23 protein-coding genes are annotated in these 22,334 nt (G+C 32.5%); 14 read left to right on the forward strand and 9 right to left on the reverse strand.

Translation table 11 applies throughout. The annotated features are described in order from the left end of the window. Positions 1 to 151 precede the first annotated feature (151 nt). Both DR980_RS00225 and DR980_RS00230 read left to right on the forward strand, forming a co-directional pair. Complete coding sequence (locus DR980_RS00225; RefSeq protein ID WP_244199240.1) at positions 152 to 796, forward strand: superoxide dismutase; 645 nt, start codon at positions 152 to 154, stop codon at positions 794 to 796. A 226-nt stretch (positions 797 to 1,022) separates the two neighbouring features. Further along, positions 1,023 to 2,222 carry an LETM1-related biofilm-associated protein gene (locus DR980_RS00230; RefSeq protein ID WP_113633264.1) on the forward strand — a complete coding sequence of 400 codons (1,200 nt, stop codon included), beginning with the start codon at positions 1,023 to 1,025 and terminating at the stop codon, positions 2,220 to 2,222. Positions 2,223 to 2,267: 45 nt separating this feature from the next. On the opposite strand, the gene can is transcribed toward DR980_RS00230, so the two are convergent. The 4 genes from can to DR980_RS00250 form a co-directional block, all read right to left on the reverse strand. After that, the gene (can, locus tag DR980_RS00235) at positions 2,268 to 2,903 is read right to left on the reverse strand and encodes a carbonate dehydratase (protein ID WP_113633265.1); all 636 of its coding nucleotides are present in this window, start codon (positions 2,901 to 2,903) and stop codon (positions 2,268 to 2,270) included. A gap of 88 nt (positions 2,904 to 2,991) precedes the next feature. Beyond that, positions 2,992 to 4,662: a SulP family inorganic anion transporter gene (locus DR980_RS00240; protein WP_113633266.1), complete on the reverse strand. Its 1,671-nt coding sequence runs from the start codon at positions 4,660 to 4,662 to the stop codon at positions 2,992 to 2,994. Positions 4,663 to 4,749: 87 nt separating this feature from the next. Beyond that, on the reverse strand, positions 4,750 to 5,031 hold the full coding sequence (locus DR980_RS00245) for a hypothetical protein (RefSeq protein ID WP_113633267.1): 282 nt from the start codon (positions 5,029 to 5,031) through the stop codon (positions 4,750 to 4,752). 133 nt (positions 5,032 to 5,164) lie between these two features. Next, positions 5,165 to 5,644, reverse strand: coding sequence for a Dps family protein (locus DR980_RS00250; RefSeq protein ID WP_113633268.1), 480 nt, complete (start codon positions 5,642 to 5,644; stop codon positions 5,165 to 5,167). 98 nt (positions 5,645 to 5,742) lie between these two features. On the opposite strand from DR980_RS00250, the gene DR980_RS00255 reads away from it, so the two are divergent. After that, positions 5,743 to 6,687 (forward strand): hydrogen peroxide-inducible genes activator, encoded by a 945-nt coding sequence (locus DR980_RS00255; protein WP_113633269.1) that lies wholly within the window; start codon positions 5,743 to 5,745, stop codon positions 6,685 to 6,687. Between the two features lie 32 nt (positions 6,688 to 6,719). Here DR980_RS00255 and DR980_RS00260 read toward each other — a convergent pair whose 3' ends face one another. Both DR980_RS00260 and mnmD read right to left on the reverse strand, forming a co-directional pair. Continuing rightward, positions 6,720 to 6,917: a hypothetical protein gene (locus tag DR980_RS00260; protein ID WP_113633621.1), complete on the reverse strand. Its 198-nt coding sequence runs from the start codon at positions 6,915 to 6,917 to the stop codon at positions 6,720 to 6,722. Positions 6,918 to 7,086: 169 nt separating this feature from the next. After that, entirely contained in the window at positions 7,087 to 7,749 is a 663-nt protein-coding gene (gene mnmD, locus DR980_RS00265) for a tRNA (5-methylaminomethyl-2-thiouridine)(34)-methyltransferase MnmD (protein WP_113633270.1), read from the reverse strand. Between the two features lie 301 nt (positions 7,750 to 8,050). Between mnmD and DR980_RS00270 the strand changes: the two genes are divergently transcribed. Further along, positions 8,051 to 9,118: a branched-chain amino acid aminotransferase gene (locus DR980_RS00270; protein WP_113633271.1), complete on the forward strand. Its 1,068-nt coding sequence runs from the start codon at positions 8,051 to 8,053 to the stop codon at positions 9,116 to 9,118. 91 nt (positions 9,119 to 9,209) lie between these two features. On the opposite strand, the gene DR980_RS00275 is transcribed toward DR980_RS00270, so the two are convergent. Further along, complete coding sequence (locus DR980_RS00275) at positions 9,210 to 9,599, reverse strand: pyrophosphohydrolase domain-containing protein (RefSeq protein ID WP_113633272.1); 390 nt, start codon at positions 9,597 to 9,599, stop codon at positions 9,210 to 9,212. An 81-nt stretch (positions 9,600 to 9,680) separates the two neighbouring features. Between DR980_RS00275 and DR980_RS00280 the strand changes: the two genes are divergently transcribed. From DR980_RS00280 to DR980_RS00300, 5 genes are all read left to right on the forward strand, one after another. After that, the gene (locus tag DR980_RS00280; protein WP_113633273.1) at positions 9,681 to 9,869 is read left to right on the forward strand and encodes a hypothetical protein; all 189 of its coding nucleotides are present in this window, start codon (positions 9,681 to 9,683) and stop codon (positions 9,867 to 9,869) included. Between the two features lie 260 nt (positions 9,870 to 10,129). After that, entirely contained in the window at positions 10,130 to 11,251 is a 1,122-nt protein-coding gene (locus tag DR980_RS00285) for an SRPBCC family protein (RefSeq protein ID WP_113633274.1), read from the forward strand. A gap of 60 nt (positions 11,252 to 11,311) precedes the next feature. Next, complete coding sequence (locus tag DR980_RS00290; RefSeq protein WP_113633275.1) at positions 11,312 to 11,854, forward strand: RNA polymerase sigma factor; 543 nt, start codon at positions 11,312 to 11,314, stop codon at positions 11,852 to 11,854. 32 nt (positions 11,855 to 11,886) lie between these two features. Next, complete coding sequence (locus DR980_RS00295; RefSeq protein ID WP_113633276.1) at positions 11,887 to 12,300, forward strand: hypothetical protein; 414 nt, start codon at positions 11,887 to 11,889, stop codon at positions 12,298 to 12,300. Between the two features lie 114 nt (positions 12,301 to 12,414). Continuing rightward, on the forward strand, positions 12,415 to 12,801 hold the full coding sequence (locus tag DR980_RS00300; RefSeq protein ID WP_317047911.1) for a sensor of ECF-type sigma factor: 387 nt from the start codon (positions 12,415 to 12,417) through the stop codon (positions 12,799 to 12,801). Between the two features lie 65 nt (positions 12,802 to 12,866). Here the strand turns inward: DR980_RS00300 and DR980_RS00305 are convergent, their stop codons facing one another. Continuing rightward, entirely contained in the window at positions 12,867 to 13,928 is a 1,062-nt protein-coding gene (locus tag DR980_RS00305; RefSeq protein WP_113633278.1) for a sialidase family protein, read from the reverse strand. 117 nt (positions 13,929 to 14,045) lie between these two features. On the opposite strand from DR980_RS00305, the gene DR980_RS00310 reads away from it, so the two are divergent. The 3 genes from DR980_RS00310 (at position 14,046) to DR980_RS00320 (ending at position 18,930) form a co-directional block, all read left to right on the forward strand. Next, positions 14,046 to 15,455, forward strand: coding sequence for a hypothetical protein (locus DR980_RS00310; protein WP_113633279.1), 1,410 nt, complete (start codon positions 14,046 to 14,048; stop codon positions 15,453 to 15,455). Positions 15,456 to 15,572: 117 nt separating this feature from the next. After that, positions 15,573 to 17,534 (forward strand): KUP/HAK/KT family potassium transporter, encoded by a 1,962-nt coding sequence (locus tag DR980_RS00315; protein WP_113633280.1) that lies wholly within the window; start codon positions 15,573 to 15,575, stop codon positions 17,532 to 17,534. Positions 17,535 to 17,673: 139 nt separating this feature from the next. Continuing rightward, a complete protein-coding gene (locus DR980_RS00320) occupies positions 17,674 to 18,930 on the forward strand; it encodes an RsmB/NOP family class I SAM-dependent RNA methyltransferase (RefSeq protein WP_113633281.1) in 1,257 nt (418 codons plus the stop codon). 137 nt (positions 18,931 to 19,067) lie between these two features. Here DR980_RS00320 and rho read toward each other — a convergent pair whose 3' ends face one another. Further along, positions 19,068 to 20,858, reverse strand: coding sequence for a transcription termination factor Rho (gene rho, locus DR980_RS00325; RefSeq protein ID WP_113633282.1), 1,791 nt, complete (start codon positions 20,856 to 20,858; stop codon positions 19,068 to 19,070). A 182-nt stretch (positions 20,859 to 21,040) separates the two neighbouring features. Here rho and DR980_RS00330 point away from each other — a divergent pair, with 182 nt between their 5' ends. Both DR980_RS00330 and DR980_RS00335 read left to right on the forward strand, forming a co-directional pair. Continuing rightward, the gene (locus DR980_RS00330) at positions 21,041 to 21,454 is read left to right on the forward strand and encodes a DUF4293 family protein (RefSeq protein ID WP_113633283.1); all 414 of its coding nucleotides are present in this window, start codon (positions 21,041 to 21,043) and stop codon (positions 21,452 to 21,454) included. A 166-nt stretch (positions 21,455 to 21,620) separates the two neighbouring features. Beyond that, the gene (locus tag DR980_RS00335; RefSeq protein WP_113633284.1) at positions 21,621 to 22,283 is read left to right on the forward strand and encodes a response regulator; all 663 of its coding nucleotides are present in this window, start codon (positions 21,621 to 21,623) and stop codon (positions 22,281 to 22,283) included. Positions 22,284 to 22,334 lie beyond the last annotated feature (51 nt).

Genomic DNA, 22,334 nt, shown 5'->3' on the forward strand with positions numbered 1-22,334 from the left:
TAGGATAAATTTTCAAATTATGGAAAATAACAATACACGAAGAAATTTTTTAAAACAAACAGCAATACTTTCAACAGGAACAATTATTGGTTCTAGCTTATTTAATTCAGTATTAGCTGCTGAAAACAATTTGAAAACTGAAAATCAAGTCTTGGAACCGGAAAATTTCGACTTTCAAGGAAACTACAGCCTTCCAAAATTACCGTATTCGTATGATGCTTTAGAGCCACATATTGATAAAGCTACAATGGAAATTCATCATTCTAAGCATCATCAAGCTTATGTGACGAATTTGAATAAAGCCATAGAAACTTTGGACAAAAATTTAGTGGAACATTCAAAATCATTAGAAAATATCTTTGAAAAAATGTCCAAATTCCCTGAAGCGATTCGTAATAATGGTGGTGGGCATTACAATCACAGTTTGTTCTGGAGTTTAATGAAACCAAACGGAGGTGGTACTCCAAAAGGCAAACTAGGAGATGCTATAATGAGTACTTTTGGTTCTTTTGACGAATTCAAAAAGCAATTTAGTGATGCTTCCATGAAAAGATTTGGTTCTGGCTGGGCTTGGTTAGTGGTACAAGACGGAAAATTAGTGATAGGTTCCACAGCAAACCAAGACAATCCATTGATGCGATTGCGAGGAAAAGGACTAAAAGGAAAACCTGTTTTAGCATTGGACGTTTGGGAACACGCGTATTATCTTAAAAATCAAAACCGACGAGCGGATTATATCGCTTCTTTCTGGAATGTTGTCAATTGGGATGAAGCAGAAAAATTATTCAATTCATAAAAAAAACCTTAATAAAAGCCCTGAATTATACATCTATATTTCAGGGTTTTTGCTTTTAAAAAACGAAAATACAGCCTGATAAATTCCTATGATTATCCGCAATAAATTATTCCTTTTCAAAATCTAAAAAAACAGCGCTAATTAAATGTAATATCTGTGTTAAACTAAAATACACCCGTTAAAACTACCGCAAAAAAGTATAGCTTTGTACCTTCAAAATAAAGCAATGATTAACCCTTCAGCATCCGGTTGGATAGATAAATTTTTTATTGAACAAAAATTTTCAAAAGATACTGTTTCTAAAACTACTGATATTTTTTATCAAAAAGTGAGAGATACAGGATTTATTTATGGACATATAATTGCTTTTGAAACCGCAACAACAATACAAACGAAAGGTTGGTTCAAAGAAGAGATTTCAAAAGTTGCGCTTTTGAACACTTTATATCAAGTTTTTTGTTTGACAAATGAAGATATCAGTCCCGAGAATTTTATTGAACAAGGAAATGCTTTTTATAATCAAATGAATCCTCAAGGATTTAATTTGTTTAAAAAAATTCTTCCGAAAAACTCTCCTGCTTTAACTTTAGAAAAAATCATTGATGAACGTGTACAGACCAATGACAGCATCATCAGCAAAAGTTTCTCTCATCTGGTTACAAACGCTTTATTATTCATTGATGTGCTCGCTTTTCGTCAATATTTGATTCACGGTGAAATTCCCGAAAAATATCTAAAAAAAATTGAAGAAACGGTCGTTAATATTGTAACACTTGCGTTAAAAATCAAGTCTAGAAAATCACAATATGATGATTTACTAATCAAACTTTTTGAGGCTTCCATTCGCTACAGCAAATTTTCTAAAGTTTCTGTTCAAAGTTTAGAAATGCTACATTTAGATTACTTTACAAATGAATTGGAAAAATATTATTTAATAGATATTGCCGGGATGGCTTTGTGGAGCGATGGAAAAGTAGAAAATGACGAGAGATATTTTTTGCATTCTTTGGCTGAAATTGTATCGGTTCCAGATTCTTTTGTTGACGAAAGTATCAATAGTACCAATGAATTTATTGATACACACAAAAAAGAAATTCCTTATTTCAATTACTCAAATCCTGTCAAACATTTTTATGATCAAACTACACAAAGCGTGGTTACACTCATTGGCAGGAATAAAAACCGATTGATTAAGGAAATTGTGCAAAGCAAAGAATTGATGGTGCTCCTCGCCTATTCTACTCGCAGAGATTTGGACGAAAAAGAAAAGAAAAAAGTCAAAAAACAATTACTGGAGATTTGTAAAACCATTCCATCACTAACCATTTTTCTGCTTCCTGGCGGCAGTTTATTGTTACCCATTTTGATTAAATTCATACCCACATTGTTGCCTTCTGCTTTTAATGAAAATCTAGATACTGAATAAAAAAAAATCCGCTACATGAGCGGATTTCATAATTTAATTTCTCAATTAAAATTTCAACTGATAAACTGCATCCAAATCTTTTTCAGAACTGATGTTAACCTCTAAATCTGTTACAAAACCAGAGTTAAGTCCATAAGCCCATCCGTGTAATGTCAAATCTTGACCGTTTCTCCAAGCAGCCTGAACGATTGAAGTTTTAGCCAAATCAAAAACTTGTTCTTTTACGTTTAATTCGACAAAAGTATTAAAACGTTCTGTTTCATCCTCAATTGAATCTAAATACGCGCTGTGCAAACGATATACATCTTTGATGTGACGAATCCAGTTGTCAATGATACCAATGGAATCATTTCCCATTGCCGCTTTAACACCACCGCAACCATAATGACCGCAAACTAAAACATGTTTTACTTTCAAAACATTTACAGCATAATCCAAAACACTCAACATATTCATGTCAGAGTGAACCACCATATTAGCAATGTTTCTGTGTACAAAAACTTCTCCAGGCTTTGCTCCTACAATTTCATTGGCAGGTACACGACTGTCAGAACAGCCAATCCATAATAACGGCGGCGTTTGACCTTTGGCAAGATCTTGGAAATAATTAGGGTCACTTGCTAACGAAGTTTCCACCCATTTTTTATTATTTTCTAATATTTTTTTATAAAAATCGCTCATAATTCTTGTTTTATTATTTTTATTAATACAAACGTTCTGTAACTCTAATGCAATGTAAAGGAAGTTTTTTTCAACTTAAGTTCCTTAATTAGTTGCCATTTTCTTGTTTAAGAAATTCTTCGTCAGTGATTTCTTTTTTAACCATAACTCTTTTAGCCGCATCATAATAGTGCTCAATAGAAACATAATTTTGAGTATCAATGCTATTTTCCAGATGATAGGCTTTTTTAAATCCTTTTAGTTTTACCTTAATGTTGTTGTCTAACGCTCTTGTAGTTTTAAACTCATGTATTAAATCCAAAATATCATGTGCAATGTAAACCGTATCTTTTGCATCAATAATCACTTTAGAATTTTCCGGAAGATGATTCAGGGTTTGTTTAATGGCCGCTTTATTCAAAAAAGAAACTTCTTGAGCCAAATCAATATGGATCACATCACCATCAGCATATTGTTCTTTTCTAAAAAAGTAAGCTCTTTTGAGATTTCCTTTTAAAACAAAAATAATACTGATGATAATCCCCAAGGTAACACCTTTCAATAAATCTAAAAATACTACAGCTAATAATGTGGCAATAAAAGGAACAAACTGATATTTCCCTTTTTCCCAAAAATGTATAAATGTTGCCGGTTTTGCTAATTTGTAACCTACCAAAATTAAGATAGCTGCCAAAGTAGCCAAAGGAATTTTGTTCAGAATGACTGGAATAGCAAGTACACTTACTAACAACAACGCTCCGTGAATGATGGTCGACATTTTAGATCTTGCTCCAGAATTGCTATTTGCAGAAGAACGCACAATTACTGAGGTCAAAGGTAAACCACCTAAAAGCGAACTCACCATATTACCAATTCCTTGCGCTTTCAACTCCTTATTCGTGTCAGTATATCTTTTTTGAACATCCATTCTATCGGAAGCTTCTATACTTAATAATGTTTCAATAGACGCTACGATTGCTATAGTCAAGGCTACTACCCATACTTTAGGATTCATCACTCCAGAAAGATTAGGCGTGACAATAATTGCTTTAAATTCTTCGAAAGAAGATGGAACTGGTAGCGAAACTAAATGTTCTTTTCCAATAGCTAATGCACTTCCGTTAGCAATGAAAATTTCATTTAAAATAACACCTAGAGCAACCGCAATCAAAGCTCCTGGGACTAATTTTAATTTTTTCAAAAAAGGAACTTTATCCCAAGAAATCAAAATTACCATCGAAACCAAAGTGATCACTATTGAGCCAATTTGGATGTAATCAAAAATACTAAACAGCGCAGAAAATGTGTTACTGCCATCCGTTTGTGAAAACGCTTGGTCTCCTTCAAAATCATTGTCGTATCCAAAAGCATGTGGCAATTGTTTCAGAATAATGATAATTCCGATACCTGCAAGCATTCCTTCAATGACATTCGTTGGAAAATAATTAGAAATACTTCCCGCCTTGGCAAATCCTAATATTAATTGTAGCAAACCTGCGATGAAAACCGCAGTCAAAAAAACATCAAAAGCACCTAAATCCGTGATTGCCGTAAGAACAATAGCTGTTAAACCCGCAGCTGGACCGGAAACACTAATGTGCGACGTACTGAAATAGCCTACTACTATTCCTCCAATAATTCCTGAAATAATTCCTGAAAATAAAGGAGCACCTGAAGCCATTGCAATACCTAAACACAATGGTAGCGCCACCAAAAAAACCACTAAACCAGATGCGAAATCGGATTTAAGGTTAGCAAAAAGATTAATTTTTTTTGACATAATACCTAACTAAAATTGAATACAGCGTTTTTTTCGCACAAAATAATGCGACAACAGATTTTGAAATGATTCAAAATCATACTTGTATTAAGCCTCGTTGGGCGGAGGAATAAATATGGAGGAAGTAATCTTATCATGTTTTGATAGATTCTCAGATAAAATGGCGCTAGAAGTTGATTCTATTGGAACCAAAACTTCTGAAAAATGATCTACATAAAAAAAAGTCTTGATTTCTTTGAGCGAATGTTCCTCTTCAGAGATGCTATAGAAAATAGATATATCAGCGCTTTTCTCAATCACAGTAACAATTGTTGGAGTGACAAGAAATGCAAAAAATATGATTAAGAATATTTTAGATATAATTTTCATTGTCGCAAAAATAGAATTAAGTTCATTAGAAAAAACATTAGTTCTATTAAATTTAAAAAAAAATTAACATTCAAAAAAAAACCAGAATAAAATCTTATGATTCCATCTGGTTTTTTCTATTTCGTTATTAAAATTACAAAGTCTCTTCCAACCAAGCTTGCATCATCCAAATTGTTTTTTCTTGCTCTGATATAAAATCACTCATCATTGAATTTGTTCCTTCGTCATTAATTTCACCCGATTTATTAAGAATTTCTCTTTCTATTTTTAGCAAATGTGACAGTGAAGTAACAATCAAATGAACCGCTTTCTCGTCATTAGAAACATTCTTCCCTACAACTAATTGATTATTTTTTATGTAATCCTCAAAAGTATGTAGCGGAGTTCCTCCTACAGTCAACACTCTTTCAGCGATTAAATCAATTTTAATTTGGGCATCCGTATACAATTCTTCAAATTTAACATGCAAATCAAAAAAACGTTTCCCTCTTATATTCCAATGAATTCCTCTTAAATTTTGATAATACACTTGAAAATTAGATAACAAAACATTCAATTCACTTACAATCAATTCTGATTCTTTAACTGGTAATCCTAAAATATTTGTTTTCATAATTTATTATTTTAAACAAAAATACGCAAGAAAACACCACTTTACACTATAAGTCAAATTGATTGTTTTTATATTTGCATCAGATATTACTATAAAAAATGACAATAACTCAACTAAAATATGTTTTGGCTGTAGCCGAACACAAAAATTTCACTCTTGCGGCCGAAAAATGCTTTGTAACTCAACCTACATTGAGTATGCAGATTCAGAAAATCGAAGAAGAGTTAAGCATTCAGATATTTGACCGATCAAAAAAACCGATTCAACTTACTGATATTGGTCAAAAAATAGTTAACCAAGCTAAAAATATCGTCAACGAAGCTGATCGCATTCAAGATATTGTAGAACAGCAAAAAGGATTTATTGGTGGTGAATTCCGATTAGGAATAATTCCTACCATTATGCCTACTTTATTACCGATGTTTTTGAATAATTTCATTAAAAAATATCCAAAAGTAAAACTCATCATCGAAGAGTTGAATACGGACGAAATTATTACAAAACTTAATAATGGTCATCTGGATGCTGCCATAGCCGCAACTCCATTATTAGAAGATAAAATCAAGGAAATTGTATTGTATTTTGAACCTTTTGTGGCGTACATTCCGGAAAGTCACCATCATTTTCAAAAGGAAGAAATTGAAGTTTCCGACTTAAACTTAGATGAAATTCTGTTATTGCAAGACGGTCATTGCTTTAGAGACGGAATTTTAAATTTGTGTAAAAATAATAGCAGCAAAAATGAAATTGGACATTTTCAAATAGAAAGCGGCAGTTTTGAAACCTTAATAAAATTAGCCGATGAAGGTTTAGGAACAACATTACTTCCTTATTTGCATACGTTAGATTTAAAAGAAAAAGATAAATTAAAGCTTCGCCATTTCAAGGAACCAAAACCAGCGCGAGAAGTCAGCCTTATTTTTCCTAAAAGCGAATTGAAAATTCAGATAATTGAAGCTCTTAGAAGTACGATTGCCGGAGTGATAAAAGGAGCAATCGTTTTTCAGAACGTACAAATTATAAGTTCTATTCATAAAAAATAAAAAAAAGGAACCGTTTTCGCGGTTCCTTTTTTTTATGAATTTACAATAAGTAAACATTGTTTCAACTCTGGTTTTCCTATCGTATAGTTCAATAACCATTCTCGTAATTGTTCCATTTCGTAAGGCAACAACATTTTGATGGCTTTTTCTAACTCTTTGCAAAAAAGCAACGGATCAAAACTTACTCTTTCTAGGACTGATTTTGTATAATCATACATGATTTTCGACATAGTAAATGAAGATTTTAAGTTAGATTTTAATAATAAATCGGTGTAAAAATACATTAATTATAATTGTAACATAATTATTTAACGTAGTTTTTAGTTTTTTATTTCACATAAAAATTCCATCAATAAAACAAAAACAAACTACTGAAAACAAAGGCTTTAACAACTCTATTTAGTTTTTTGTAGCCCGAAACATTTCTCTTTTTCCCGGTGGCCCTGCGAGTTTTTCAACAGTAAAACCTACTTCAATCATGCTCCTTTTTACCACACCTCTGGCTGCATAGGTAACCAGCACTCCATTTGGTTTGAGCGCCTTATACATTTTTTCGAAAATTGCTGTACTCCACAATTCAGGTTGTACTCTATATCCAAAAGCATCGAAATAAATCAAGTCAAATTTATTTTCATCATTGATTTCTTCAAAGAATTGTTTTCTTTTCGTCAATGTAAAATCATCATCCAGAATAATTTTTTCTTCCCAATTACTTTGATGCATGATATCAAAAATTGAATTTTGTTCCACTGCCTTAAGTTCTTCTACATAATTCATCGACACTATTTCCTCTGCTGAAATTGGATACGCTTCCACTCCAACATAATCAATACTTTGATTCCTTTTTTTTGATTCCAAAAAAGTAATAAAAGCATTAAGGCCGGTGCCAAAACCAATTTCTAAAATAGAAACATTCCTGTCTGGAAACAGTGAAAGTCCGTTTTTTATAAATACGTGTTGCGCTTCCTGAATGGCTCCATGTTTAGAATGATAACATTCGTCCCATTCCGCAATATGAATGGTTGTCGAACCATCAAGTGTTTGGATTATTTCTCTTTTCAAAATTATTTTCTAAAGTTATTCGAGTGTGAAATTTTTTAAACTTGTCAAAATTAATGAAAACTAATGCGTTTACTGCTGATAAATCACTATTTATTATGTAATCGATAGAATTAAGCTCGTTTTTTTTTAATTTTCTAAAACGTAAACAAATCGTAGTTAAAGGCTGTAATTAATATTGTTTTCATAAGTAATTTGCTGATTTTTATTTAATTTTGCAAATATTAAATGCCAATTTGTAGAAACCAGATTTTTTTAAGCTTTAGCTAACACTTTAAAAAAAATTAAAAAACGATACCTTATTATGAGTACCACTCAAACTAACAAAATTGAAATTATAAAATCCGCTACTTCAAAAATAAGTGAAGTAGATTTTGAAAACTTAAGCTTTGGTTCCGTTTTCACGGATCATTTATTTGAATGTGATTTTAAAAATGGTGAATGGCAACAACCGGTCATTAAACCTTACGCTCCTTTTTTGTTAGACCCATCAACAAGAGTTTTTCATTACGGCCAAGCTATATTTGAGGGTATGAAAGCCTACAAGGATACTAATGATGCTGTTTGGCTTTTTAGACCTGACGAAAACTACAAACGTTTCAATAAATCAGCAGTGAGAATGGCTATGCCTGAAGTTCCTGAAGAAATATTCATGAATGGATTGAATCAATTGTTGCAATTAGACGAAGCTTGGATCAAAAAAGGGAAAGGAAATGCAATGTATATCCGACCATTTATGATTGCTACTGGAACAGGTGTGATTGCAAATCCATCCAATGATTATAAATTCATGATCATTTTATCTCCAGTAACCTCTTATTATTCCGGTGATGTCAAAGTGCTTATCGCAGAACATTTCAGTAGAGCTGCTAATGGAGGAATTGGAGCTGCAAAGGCTGCAGGTAATTACGCTGCTCAATTCTATCCAACTAATTTAGCCAACAAGGAAGGATTCCAACAAGTAATTTGGACAGATGATGCTACGCATACCAAACTGGAAGAAGCGGGAACAATGAATGTTTTCTTTAGAATAAATGATACTTTATTGACGGCTCCGGTTAGCGAAAGAATTCTTGATGGTGTTACCAGAAAAACACTAATCGACTTGGCTAAAAGTGAAGGAATTGCTGTAGAGATTCGTCCCGTTTTGGTATCTGAACTTGTTGAAGCTTCGAAAAACGGAACTCTAAAAGAAATTTTTGGTGCTGGAACAGCGGCTGTAGTAAGTCCGATATCAGGATTTTCATACCAAGACGTATATTATGAATTACCAAAAATTGAAAAAACAGTAGCAATTCAGTTGAAAGACAAATTGACTAATATCCAGAATAAACTAGAAGAAGATACTTTTGGGTGGACTGTTAAAATATAATATTTAAACAATCAGCATGCATACAAAAAGCGATTTTCACAATGAAAATCGCTTTTTGCATTTTGTAAATAGTAAGATTCCGCCTGTGCTCCTATTTAAGTTCCAATATTTTAGAAAAATCAGGTTTAAAATAATTTGGTCCTTTCATCACTTTGCCATCTTCACGGTAAATCGGGCTTCCGTCTTCGCCTAACTTACTCATATTACTACGTTGGATTTCGTCAAAAACTTCCTCTATTTTATGTTGCAAACCATGTTCGATAATAGTTCCGCAGAGAATGTACATCATGTCCCCTAATGCGTCCGCAATTTCTATTAAATCATTATTTTGAACTGCTTCAAGATATTCTTCGTTTTCCTCTTTCATTAAATTATAGCGAAGTTCATGCTTACTTTCGCCTAAATTAGCTGTTGGAATTTCACTGTGCCCAATTTTAAAAGCGGTATGAAATTCTTTGACTGAGTTTATCTGTTTTTGCATCTTTTTATTTTGTTAAATGAAAAGGCAAATTAGCAACTATTTCTAAACTATTACCTAAATTTGCCTGAAATAATTTCAACTATGTTTAGTCAAGGTCAATTAGTGTTTGCAGGCTTGTTTTTTGTTGCATTTGTTATTGCTGCAATTTATTCCTATCGAAAAGATATCAAAATTCATAATGAGTTTTACAAGGGGAATTACAAAATTGTAATAGGATTTGTAGTTTTTATTGGTATTTTATTCCTGATAAAAATATTTTTCAAACGTTAGTTTTCTCCAAATTAATAAACCAATTCCACTCTACAGTGGAATTTTTTGTTTTAAATATATCAGGATATGCTTTCAAAATTCTTGTTTGTGCATAAAAATTGAAAATTAAGGCATTGAAAATTAATTTTTTAACCGCTTCAAATAATTAAATAAATTAAACTTCCTTTTTTGAAATAAAATTGCCATCATATTTTTTTAACACTTTCCGCTACTTGTAAATTAAATCTTTAACTTTACAAAAATTAATAAACCCGTGTATTATGAGGATTTTAAAATATTTATTTCTTTTACTGCTGCTTAGTTTTGTGGCTTTATCCATTTTTGTAGCTACTCAAAAAGGAGATTTTACCGTAGAAAGAAGTAAAATCATAAATTCTCCAAAATCCAACGTTTTTAATTTTGTCAATGATTACAGAAACTGGGAAGATTTTGGCTCATGGATTACTGCAGATCCAGAGATTAAAATTAATTATCCCGGCAAAACAATTGGTCCAGGAGCATCGTATTCCTGGGAAGGAAAAGATGGAAATGGTGATATGAAAACTCTTTTTGTAAAAGAAAACGATAGTATTTCTCAGAAAATGAATTATAGCGGTACCGAATCTTCGGTTTTTTGGAAATTTAAAGATACCGTTGGAGGAACAAAAGTAACTTGGAAAACCATTGGAAAAATGAGTTTTTCTATGAAAGTATATACCGCGTTTAATGGAGGCATCGATAAAATCATTGGTGAAATGTATGAAAAAAGCCTGGCCAATCTTGATAAAACGCTAGATTTTGAAATAAACACCTACACGGTAAAAGTGGACGGACCAGATAAAAAGGCTGGAACCTTTTATTTGAAACAAACCTTCAACAGTAAAATTTCGAATGTTATTAAAAATTCCAGAATCGTATTTTATAAAATCAACACTTTCTGTAAACAAAATAGTATTGAATTGAATGGAAAACCATTTTTAATCTATCACACTTATGATGTATCAAGCGGATTGACCAAAGTTTCGTTTTGTGTTCCCATAAAAACTCAAATTTTAACGAGTTCAGGAAGTGATATTTTAGCTGGAAAACTAGAACCATTCGACGCTGTTAAAACAACTTTAAACGGTGATTATTCCCATACTCAAAAAGCATTGGACAAAACTAAAGCATACATTAATACCAATAAAATTGTGCTAGATCCTGCATTTTCACACTTGGAAGTTTTCACTACAAGTAGAACAGAAATTAAAAATCCTTCAAAATGGATAACTGAAATCTACTATCCGATACAGCCAAAAGTAATTCCTGTAAATTCTTATGTTCCCGCTGCTATCAAGAAAGTAGAACCTGTAAAAACTCCTGAACCGTTTATCAATAAAGAAGAAGAGCAATCTGAATTTTAAATATTATTGAACCGATTAAACCTTTATGATAAATTCCACTCTAACCTATAAATAATAATTTTGCAAGAAGAACAGGAATTTATTAACCAATTGTTATCCCCTAAAACGCAAAACCAAGCGTTTCAGCAGCTGATATTGGATTATCAAAGACCACTTTACAATCATATTCGTAATATCGTTTTGAATCACGATGATACGGATGATGTTTTGCAAAATACTTTTATTAAAGTATTTCAAAATTTAAAGAATTTTAAAGGCGAAAGCAAACTGTTTTCATGGATATACCGTATTGCGACCAATGAAGCTTTGACTTTTTTAAAACAAAAATCAAAAATAAGTGGTATCTCATCTGAAACATTGCAAAACAAAACCTTAGATAATCTGGAAGCTGATGTGTTTTTTGACGGTAATGATATTCAAATAAAATTGCAAAAAGCTATCGCATTATTACCTGAGAAACAACAATTGATTTTTAAAATGAAGTATTTTGAAGAACTCAAGTATGAAGAAATTTCTGAAATTTTGGGAACTTCCGTTGGTGGATTAAAAGCATCCTATCATATTGCAGTAAAAAAAATAGAAGCTTTTGTATCTACTAATTAAACCTTTTTGCAATAAATACGTCTAAAGAAAATATGAAAACATTTAAATTAGAAAACGAGCCTAAAATTGAAACCGGATTCAAAACACCGGATCATTATTTTGAAAATTTTTCAGTCAAAATGATGCAGCAATTGCCTGCGAGTGAACCAAAAGTTATTTCTATTTTTCAAAAAAGAAAAAATTTAATTCTGATGGTTGCAGCCGTTCTGGTACTTGCGCTGATGATTCCAATTTTTAATTATTCATCTGCCAGCAGCAATGAATTGGATTCAACTGAATTAGAAAATTACATAACCTATCAATCTAACGTAAATCAATATGATTTGATAAGTGGTCTAGAAACGGAAGATATTAACAACATGAATACAAGTATTGCAATAGAAGATGAAGCGATAGAAGATCTTTTATCTGGAAATTCAAATCTGGAAAATCTTATTTTAGAATAAATAACAAACATGCTCAATAAGCTTTAATTAAAAAATAACAAAATGAACGTTAGAAAATTATTACCACTACTCTTTTTATTTGTTTCATTCAGCTTTTACGCTCAGAGCGAAAGTATGAAAGAAAAAAAAGAAAAAATAAAAGCGTTGAAAGTAGCTTTTTTCACAACAGAGCTTGAATTGACAGGCAATGAGGCTGAAAAGTTCTGGCCGCTTTACAACACATTTGATGACAAACAATTTGAATTAAGACATCAAAAAATGCGCGCTTATATGAAAAGAATGAGTGATGGCTCATTAGATAAAATATCTGAAAAAGAAGCTAATAATTTCTTAGTTCAAATGGAAGATACTGAAGAAGAATTATTTTTACTTCGAAAAAAGTTTACACAAAATTTGCGAGGCGTATTACCCTCAGTAAAAATCATTAAACTTAGAAAGGCTGAAGAAGATTTCAACAGAAAATTGCTTCATCAATATCGCAATAAAGGCCCAAAAAAATAATTGCTTTTTATTTTATTAGTTCAACAAAAACCTAAGCATTGGATAAAATCTATTGCTTAGGTTTTTTATTTAAAGTTGAGGCGAATCATTTTATTTTGCCCAGCAGCAATAGCGGTTTTTTCATCCAGAAAGCGAATTGTATTAAATGTGGAATCGGATGATAATTGTTTCCATGAAGCCCCACTATCCGATGAATAATATATTCCTGAAGTCCCTACAGTTACAAGTCCTTTGCCGTTACTTTTAGGAACATACTGCACACAAGATGCATACCCAAAACCTTCATTTTCAGCTACAAGTTTCCATGTTTTGCCTCCATCAATTGTACTGGCTTTATTGGAGAAATTCTGATTTCGGATTTCATAATCTCCCCCAGCAACAAATCCGATATTTGCATCATAAAAGTCAGCCGTAAAAATTCCGGTCATAGCTTTTCCTTGCACAATTGGAGTTTCATAAACCGACCAACTATTTCCTCTATCAGAGGAATAAAAAACCCGCGATTTTTTTCCACCAGAAACAATCCACGTATGGTTTCCTTTGACTACAACATTAGTATTACTGGCCGCAAAAGCAGCCTCACCATCCATCACTTTCGGTAATTTATCACATGGGATTTTATTCCACGAATTCCCTCCGTCGCGTGTATTAATTATGTTGAGACAATCAGCAATTGGATCTCCCATGGCTATTCCTTCTTTATCATCCCAAAACTGCATACTATCATAAAAGACTTTTTCATGATTTTCCTGATACACTACTCTTGCTTCCTTACCCACTTTTGAAATTTGGTACAATAAGGCAGGATTTGCAACATTCAGAATAAAAACATGCTTAGCTGTTTGAGCAATACTTCTAAATTCAAGTTTTAAAGAATCCTTGGTAATTTTGTTCTCTATTTTCTGATTGGTATCTAAATTATAAAAACCATATCTACCTTTATCTGCAGCGTACCAAATTTTATTTTTATCCATTTGAATCGCTCGAATACTTATTTTATCTTGAAATAACGTATCAATTTTCACAGATTGAAAATTAACAATATTTGAACTTAAAGATTCATAAGCACCTGTTTTACAAGACACAAACACAATTAAAACCAATAGAATTAAAAAAATATTTTTCATTTTTTATACATTTTAGGGCTAATTTACAATTAATAATATAAATACAGATAGAGACTAATATTTATTGGCACAGTAATTGAATATTGAAAAAAAAGGGAAAACTTAATCCAATTTATTATGAAAACGAAACTACTATTATTGAGTCTATTGACTTCTGTTTTCGCAACACAAATTCAAGCGCAAGATAGAACATCAGTAAATGCCATGAATGCTGAAATCAGCGATAATCTTGATTTGAGAGCTGTTGCTTCTATTTTTGGCGAATCTAGAGACCTACAGGATTTTGAAAGACGCTTGAACGATCCTAAACTTCAGATATCAAATTTAGATTTAAATAATGATAATGAAGTTGATTATTTACGGGTTATAGAAACCGTGGAAAACAGAACACATTTAATCATTGTTCAATCCGTAATTGATCAAGATGTATACCAAGATGTTGCCACGATTGATGTCGAAAAAGACAGAAATAATAAAATCCACGTACAAGTAGTAGGAGATGTTTTCATGTATGGCGAAAATTACATTTACGAACCCGTTTATTACACTACTCCTGTAATTTATGCTTCATTCTGGTCTAATAATTACCGTCCCTATTACTCAACTTGGAACTGGGGCTATTATCCTTCCTATTATTATGCATGGAATCCATTTCCAGTATTCCGTTACAGAAATAACATAAATATTAATTTGAATATCAATAACAATTATAATTATGTAACTAATAGAAGAAGCAATCGAGCAGTTGTTTTATACAATTCAAGACGTTCCAATGGATACGAAAGACAAAATCCAAACTATTCATTCTCACGAAGAAACGCTACTGTTGCAAATCGATATGAATTAGATCAAAGAAGAGTTTCAAGAAATGATAGTGGATATTCTAATAGAAGAGCCATTACCTCAAGAGACAATTCTCTTAACAGAACTAGCCCTTCAAGAGGAGGAGTTACTCCGCAAAGATCAGGTTCTTCAAGAGATTATTCTCAAAACAGATCCGATCGTTCTAATCAGTCAGTGCCTCAAAGAGGAAATTCTCAGAGAGATTATTCTCAAAATAGAAATAGTTCTTCTGAACAAGCAACTCCTCAAAGAGGAAATTCTCAGAGAGATTATTCTCAAAACAGAACTAGTCCTTCTACTCAGGCAGCGCCTCAAAGAGGGAATTCTCCGAGAGAATATTCGCAAAACAGAACTAGTCCTTCTACACAGGCAATGCCTCAAAGAGGAAATTCACAGAGAGATTATTCTCAAAACAGAACTAGTCCTTCTATTCAGGATGCTCCTCAAAGAGGAAATTCGCAAAGAGATTATTCTCAAAACAGAACCAGTCCTTCTACACAGGCAATGCCTCAAAGAGGGAATTCACAGAGAGATTATTCTCAAAACAGAACTAGTACTTCTAGACAAGCTGCACCACAAAGAGCAGAGTCTCAAAGCAGAGGGAATTCTTCAAGAGAATCAGCGCCACAAAGGTCAGAAAGTCAAAGAGGTAATTCTTCCAGAAACGACAATAGAAGATCTTAAAAACACTTCACCTTAAAATAGATAACACGGCTATACAAGCCGTGTTTTTTTATTATATAAAAAACAGTTAATTTATTTTTAAAAGTGTAAATTTGACCAGTTTTTTAAAAAAATTTCATGAGCACTTCACACAAAAACCTCCATAGTAAATGGACATTAGGTGGATTATTAATTTCATTGGGAATAATTTACGGCGATATTGGAACTTCGCCATTGTATGTAATGAAGGCCATACTTGGTGATCATATCATTGATGCTGATATTGTTTTAGGAGGAATATCCTGCGTTTTTTGGACACTTACTTTACAAACTACTATAAAGTACGTAATTATAACTCTAAGTGCTGATAATCATGGTGAGGGCGGTATTTTTGCTTTATATGCTTTAGTTAAAAAGACAAAAATACAATGGTTAATAGTCCCCGCAATCATCGGGGGAAGTGCCTTGCTCGCTGACGGAATTATTACACCTCCAATCTCTGTATCCTCTGCCGTTGAAGGTATTAGAACCTACTATCCTGAAATAAATACAATTCCAATTGTTATTGGTATTTTATTTATACTTTTTACCATTCAACAATTTGGAACTAAATTAGTCGGCAAATTCTTTGCGCCCATGATGTTGATTTGGTTTGGAATGTTAGCAGTTTTGGGGTCTATCCAAATCGCGCAACATACTGATGTTTTTAGAGCAATTAATCCCTATTACGCTTATCATTTATTGACCATTCATCCCGAAGGTTTTTTTGTTCTAGGATTTGTATTCCTTTGTACAACTGGTGCTGAAGCATTGTACTCTGATATGGGACATTGCGGACGAAAAAACATCAGAATTAGCTGGATTTTTGTAAAAACAGCTTTAGTTCTTAATTATTTTGGACAAGCAGCCTATTTAATTCAGCATGAAGGTGAAACATTACAAAGCTTAGGCGGAAAAAATGGAAATCCTTTTTACCTTATAATGCCCGATTGGTTTCAGCCGATAGGAATTGTAATCGCTACGCTGGCTGCTGTAATTGCTTCACAAGCATTGATAAGCGGCTCTTTTACCTTGATAAATGAGGCGATGCGATTGAATTTTTGGCCTAAAGTAAAAATTAAATATCCTACTGAATTAAAAGGGCAATTATACATTCCATCAATAAACTGGTTGCTGTTTTTAGGATGTGTTGGAATCGTTTTGCACTTTGAAGAATCCAGTAATATGGAACATGCTTACGGACTAGCTATCATTTTATGTATGATTATGACGACAATTTTGCTTAATTTTTATTTGATAATGAAAAGAGTAAAATTGTATTTTATTATACCATTGATTAGTATTTATTTAGCAATTGAGTTTAGTTTTTTGGCCGCCAATATTACTAAATTCGCTGACGGTGGTTATGTAACGCTTTTTATCGCAATCACTTTAATTAGTATAATGACAATTTGGTATCTAGCGAAAAAAATTAACAAGAGCTATACGAAAATCGTTAAAATTGAAGATTACAAAAAAGTTCTGGTTGAATTAAGTGCTGACTTATCTATTCCAAAATATGCAACACATTTAGTTTACATGACCAATGCAGGAAGAACAGACGAAATAGAAGAAAAAGTAATGTATTCTATTTTACAAAAAAGACCTAAAAGAGCTGATATATATTGGTTCGTTCATGTCAATATTTTAACAGAACCCTACAAAACTGAATATAAAGTTACCGAAATTGTCAAAGATGATTTGTATCGTGTAGACTTCAATTTAGGATTTAGAGAACCTACAAAAATTAACTTGATGTTTAAAGAAGTTATCAAGGATATGGTACAAAAAGGTGAAATGGATATTACCAGCAGATATGAGTCTTTGAATAAAAACAACATCATTGGTGATTTCAAATTTGTTTTATCCGAAAAATTCCTTTCGAATGATAGTGACTTGAGATGGCATGAAAAAATAATTATGAATTCTTATTTCTTAATTAAAAAATTGAGTTTATCCGAAGAGAGAGCTTTTGGCCTGGACAGTAGCTCCGTAAAAGTAGAGAAATTCCCAATGGTTCTCCATGCACCTGAAAAAATAGGATTGACAAGAGTAAAATAATTTTTTTGCTTTTAAAATGATCCATAAAACACTGTAGTAGTACAGTGTTTTTTTTGTCAGAAAATTTAAAAACAACATTCATTATTAAAAATATAACATTCAATCAATTAATAGTACCTTTGCACCTCAATTATTTAAAATGAGATTACACAGAAATTTAGTTTACACAACAATAGATGCTTTAAACGCCATTTTTAACGAAGGTGAATATGCTGATAAAGTAGTTGCCAGATCCTTAAAAAAAGACAAACGTTGGGGAAGCTCTGACAGAAAGTTTGTTGCCGAAACCATCTACGAAATAGTACGATGGAAAAGACTATACGCAGAAATAGCCGAGGTAAAAGAACCATTTGACAGAGACAACCTTTGGAGAATGTTTTCTGTTTGGGCAGTATTAAGAGGATATCCTATTCCGGATTGGCGTCAACTGGAAGGAACTCCTGAACGAAAAATAAAAGGGCGTTTTGACGAACTTTCTAAAGTGAGAGCTCTAAAAGAATCTATTCCGGACTGGATGGATGAATTGGGAGTTAAGGAATTAGGGGAGAAAGTTTGGGCAACTGAAATTGCAGCTCAAAACCAACCTGCTAAAGTAATATTAAGAGTAAATACACTTAAGACAACTAGAGAAGCGCTACGTGCTATTTTGATGGATTTAAACATTGAGACAGAAACGTTGAAAAATCAGCCGGATGCTTTGGTACTGAAAGAAAGAGCCAATGTTTTCCTTACTGATGCTTTCAAACAAGGTTTCTTTGAAGTTCAAGATGCCAATTCACAGTTAGTAGCTGCTTTCCTTGATGTAAAACCAGGAATGCGTGTTGTGGATACATGTGCTGGTGCCGGTGGAAAAACGTTACACATTGCTTCTTTGATGGAAAACAAAGGACAATTAATCGCTATGGATTTGTATGAAAGCAAACTGAAGCAATTAAAAATCAGAGCTAAAAGAGACGGTGCTTTTAACATTGAATACCGAATCATTGACTCGACAAAAATCATCAAAAAATTACACGAAAAAGCGGACCGAGTTTTAATTGACGCGCCTTGTAGTGGTTTAGGAGTTTTGAAAAGAAATCCTGATGCTAAATGGAAATTGAAACCGGAATTTATTGATAATATCCGTAAAGTACAATCGGAAGTTTTAGAAAGCTATTCTAAAATTGTAAAACCGGGCGGAAAATTAGTGTACGCCACTTGTTCTATATTGCCATCAGAAAATCAAGAACAAATTGCTCGCTTTTTGACTACTGATATTGGAAAACAATTCAACTTTATAAAAGACCAAAAAATCTTGGCTTCAGAATCTGGTTTTGACGGATTCTATATGGCTTTATTAGAAAGAAAAGAAAGCTCAGAACAAAAAGAAAAGAGAGTACAAAAAGAAATAGAATAGAATATAGATTTTTGAATCTTGAATTCACAAAAAAAGTCCTCGAAATTTCGAGGACTTTTTTTATGAAATTATTTTTTTTTAGTTTAATCTTTTTCTAACCTTAAACATTAAACTAAAAAAACTTGGAACTTTTTTAATTAATCATTCATCGAGATTAAAAACTCTTCGTTATTTTTCGTTTTCTTGAAACGATCATTAATAAAATCCATTGCTTCCACCGGATTCATGTCAGAAAGGTATTTTCTCATAATCCACATTCTTTGCAATGTTTTTTGGTCTAATAACATATCATCACGTCTTGTACTTGAAGAGGTCAAATCGATAGCCGGGAAAATACGTTTATTAGCAATTTTTCTGTCTAATTGCAATTCCATATTACCAGTACCTTTAAATTCTTCGAAAATAACTTCGTCCATTTTCGAACCGGTTTCTGTTAATGCAGTAGCAATAATACTCAATGAACCACCGTTTTCCACATTACGTGCCGCTCCAAAGAAACGTTTTGGTTTTTGCAATGCATTCGCATCCACACCACCACTTAATACTTTTCCTGAAGCAGGCTGAACAGTATTATAGGCTCTAGCCAAACGCGTAATCGAATCCAATAAAATCACTACATCGTGACCACATTCTACTAATCGTTTTGCTTTTTCAAGAACGATATTTGCAATTTTTACATGCTCTTGTGGTTCTCTGTCAAATGTAGAAGCAATTACTTCGCCACGTACACTGCGTTGCATATCCGTAACCTCTTCCGGACGTTCATCAATCAATAAAACTATCAAATATACTTCAGGATGATTTGCAGCAATTGCATTGGCAATTTCCTTCAGCAACATCGTTTTACCGGTTTTAGGCTGTGCCACAATCATTCCACGTTGTCCTTTTCCTATTGGTGAAAACAAATCGATAATTCTAGTTGAAATCGTGCTTTGTTTTTCGGCCAATTTGAATTTTTCCGATGGAAAAACCGGCGTTAAATGTTCGAATGAAACTCGGTCACGAACCACTTGAGGATCGTGTCCGTTTATTTTTAAAACTCTAACTAACGGGAAAAATTTCTCTCCTTCTTTTGGCGGACGAACCACACCTTTTACAGTATCTCCGGTTTTAAGACCGAACAATCTGATTTGTGAAGTCGATAAATAAATATCATCAGGCGAAGCCAAATAGTTGTAATCTGAAGAACGCAAGAAACCATATCCGTCAGGCATCATTTCCAGAACGCCTTCGCTTTCTATAATTCCGTCAAATTCAAAATCAGAAGCAGCGAAATTGCTTTTCTTATTTTTGAAATTTGGATTTTGATTTCCGTTACCATTTCCGTTTTGATTTGGATTTGGATTTGCGTTAGGATTCTGTTTGTGTAATTGATTTGGATTTATCTTTTTTATTGGAGCAACAGGAACTTCTGCTTTTTCATCAGTTGCTGTATCTGAAGCTAACACATTCTCTATGTTTGTGTCTTTTACCTCTTCTTTATCCTTTTTTAATGCAATTTTCTTTTCGTAAGCTGATTTATTAAACTTAATCACCTTGTCTGCTTTTTTCTCAGTAACCAAAGGCTCTTGAACTGAAACTGCTTCTTGTTCTTTTGGCATTTCTTCCAAAGAAAAACTATTTTCAACAGGAGTACTTTCTTCTACATTACTATCTTCCGTTTCAAACAGCGTGTTTTTTGTTGTTTTCTGAATAGCTACTTTTTTCACAGGCAGTATTCTAGCTCTTTCTCTTTTCGGTTTATCCTCTTCAAGATTATTTTCTGTTTTTGTATCTAAAGTAGATTCCGCGGTAGCCACCTGATGCTCTAAGATCTGACCGATTAAAGTCTCTTTTTTTACACCGTTAAATTTTATGGTTTTAGCTGTTTTAGCTATTTCTTGAAGCTCAGAAAGCTTCATTTCTTTTAATGCAGAAATATCAAACATGAATGTTCTATGAGTTTAATTAATTTTTGGAAATAATGTAAAAGATAGGTAGTAAACTTTAAATTGAATCAACCGCAGTATGAAGTGCTTACGGAATTATGATGCAATAATACGAATAAAATTTAATCAGACAATAGTATTTTTAAAAAAGAAAATATATTTTTGTAAAACATATTTAACAAATGATACAAAGAATTCAGACCATTTATTTACTACTTGCTTTTGTAGTTACCGGCATCTTACTATTTTTTATTCCGTTATGGACTATGAGTGATGGTAAGGAGTATTATTTTATGCAAAGCCAAGTGTATACTATACTATTAGGATTGAGTACTACGCTGACGTTGTTAAGTATTGTTTCCTATAAAAAAAGACAAAATCAATTTGTTATTGGCAGATTGAATATCATATTAAATTTGATTTTATTAGGATTGTTTGTTTATCGTTCACTAAATCTATCTGGAGAAACACCTGCTGTTTCTGAGAAAGATATTGGGATGTTTCTACCTGTAATTGCTATCGTGTTATTAGTCTTGGCTAATAAGGCCATCAAAAAGGATGAAGATCTTGTAAAATCTGTGGACAGATTGAGGTAAACCTATAAATTTTAGTTTATTAGTGCGAAGGAAACCCGAATGTAACAATTCGGGTTTTTTTGTAGGTTTTACTATTTTTTATTTTAACAGTAAAAAACAATAATAAAGACTTAACAAACTAACAATCTGTTGTTTTTTTTATAAATTTGGCAATAATAATCCCGATATGTTAAACAAAATACGAATTCATCTTGCTGATGACCATCAAATCCTTATTGACGGCATCAGAACCCTACTACATACCAATCCTAGATTTGAAGTGGTAGGTTTTTCCATTAATGGTACCGATTTATATGATGAAGTAATCAATAACAAATCGGATATCCTTATTCTGGATATTAACATGCCGGAAAAAGATGGAATTGAAGTCATTAAAGAGTTTGCTGAAAAAGGATTTCCCTGCAAAATTATTATTTTATCGAGCCATGATGATTTAAGAATAATAAAAGAAGTGATGAAATTAGGCAGCAGTGGTTATTTGACAAAAAAATGCGCCGGTGAAAATATCGTAGAAGCTATTCAGGCTGTTTACAATGGTGAAGAATATTTTTGTAAATCGGTTCGGGAAAAAATTTTCAATACCGCTACTAAGGATAATCCAAAATTAAACAAGCCTGACTTAAAAGGAAACTTAGCTTTAACCGACAGGGAACTGGAAATCATCACTTTGATCTCACTTGAATTCAGTGGAAAAGAAATTAGCGATCAGTTATTCATTAGCGTAAATACAGTGGAAACACATCGAAAAAACATAATGAAAAAATTGGATGCAAAAAACTCCATAAGCCTAGTAAAATACGCCATTAAACATCAGTTAATTAAATCCTGAGTTGGTAATCTAAGTGCGATTCATTTTCAAAAAACAACTGTAACAAAGTAA

This window comes from Flavobacterium psychrolimnae (assembly GCF_003312425.1).
Classification (GTDB): Bacteria; Bacteroidota; Bacteroidia; order Flavobacteriales; family Flavobacteriaceae; genus Flavobacterium; species Flavobacterium psychrolimnae.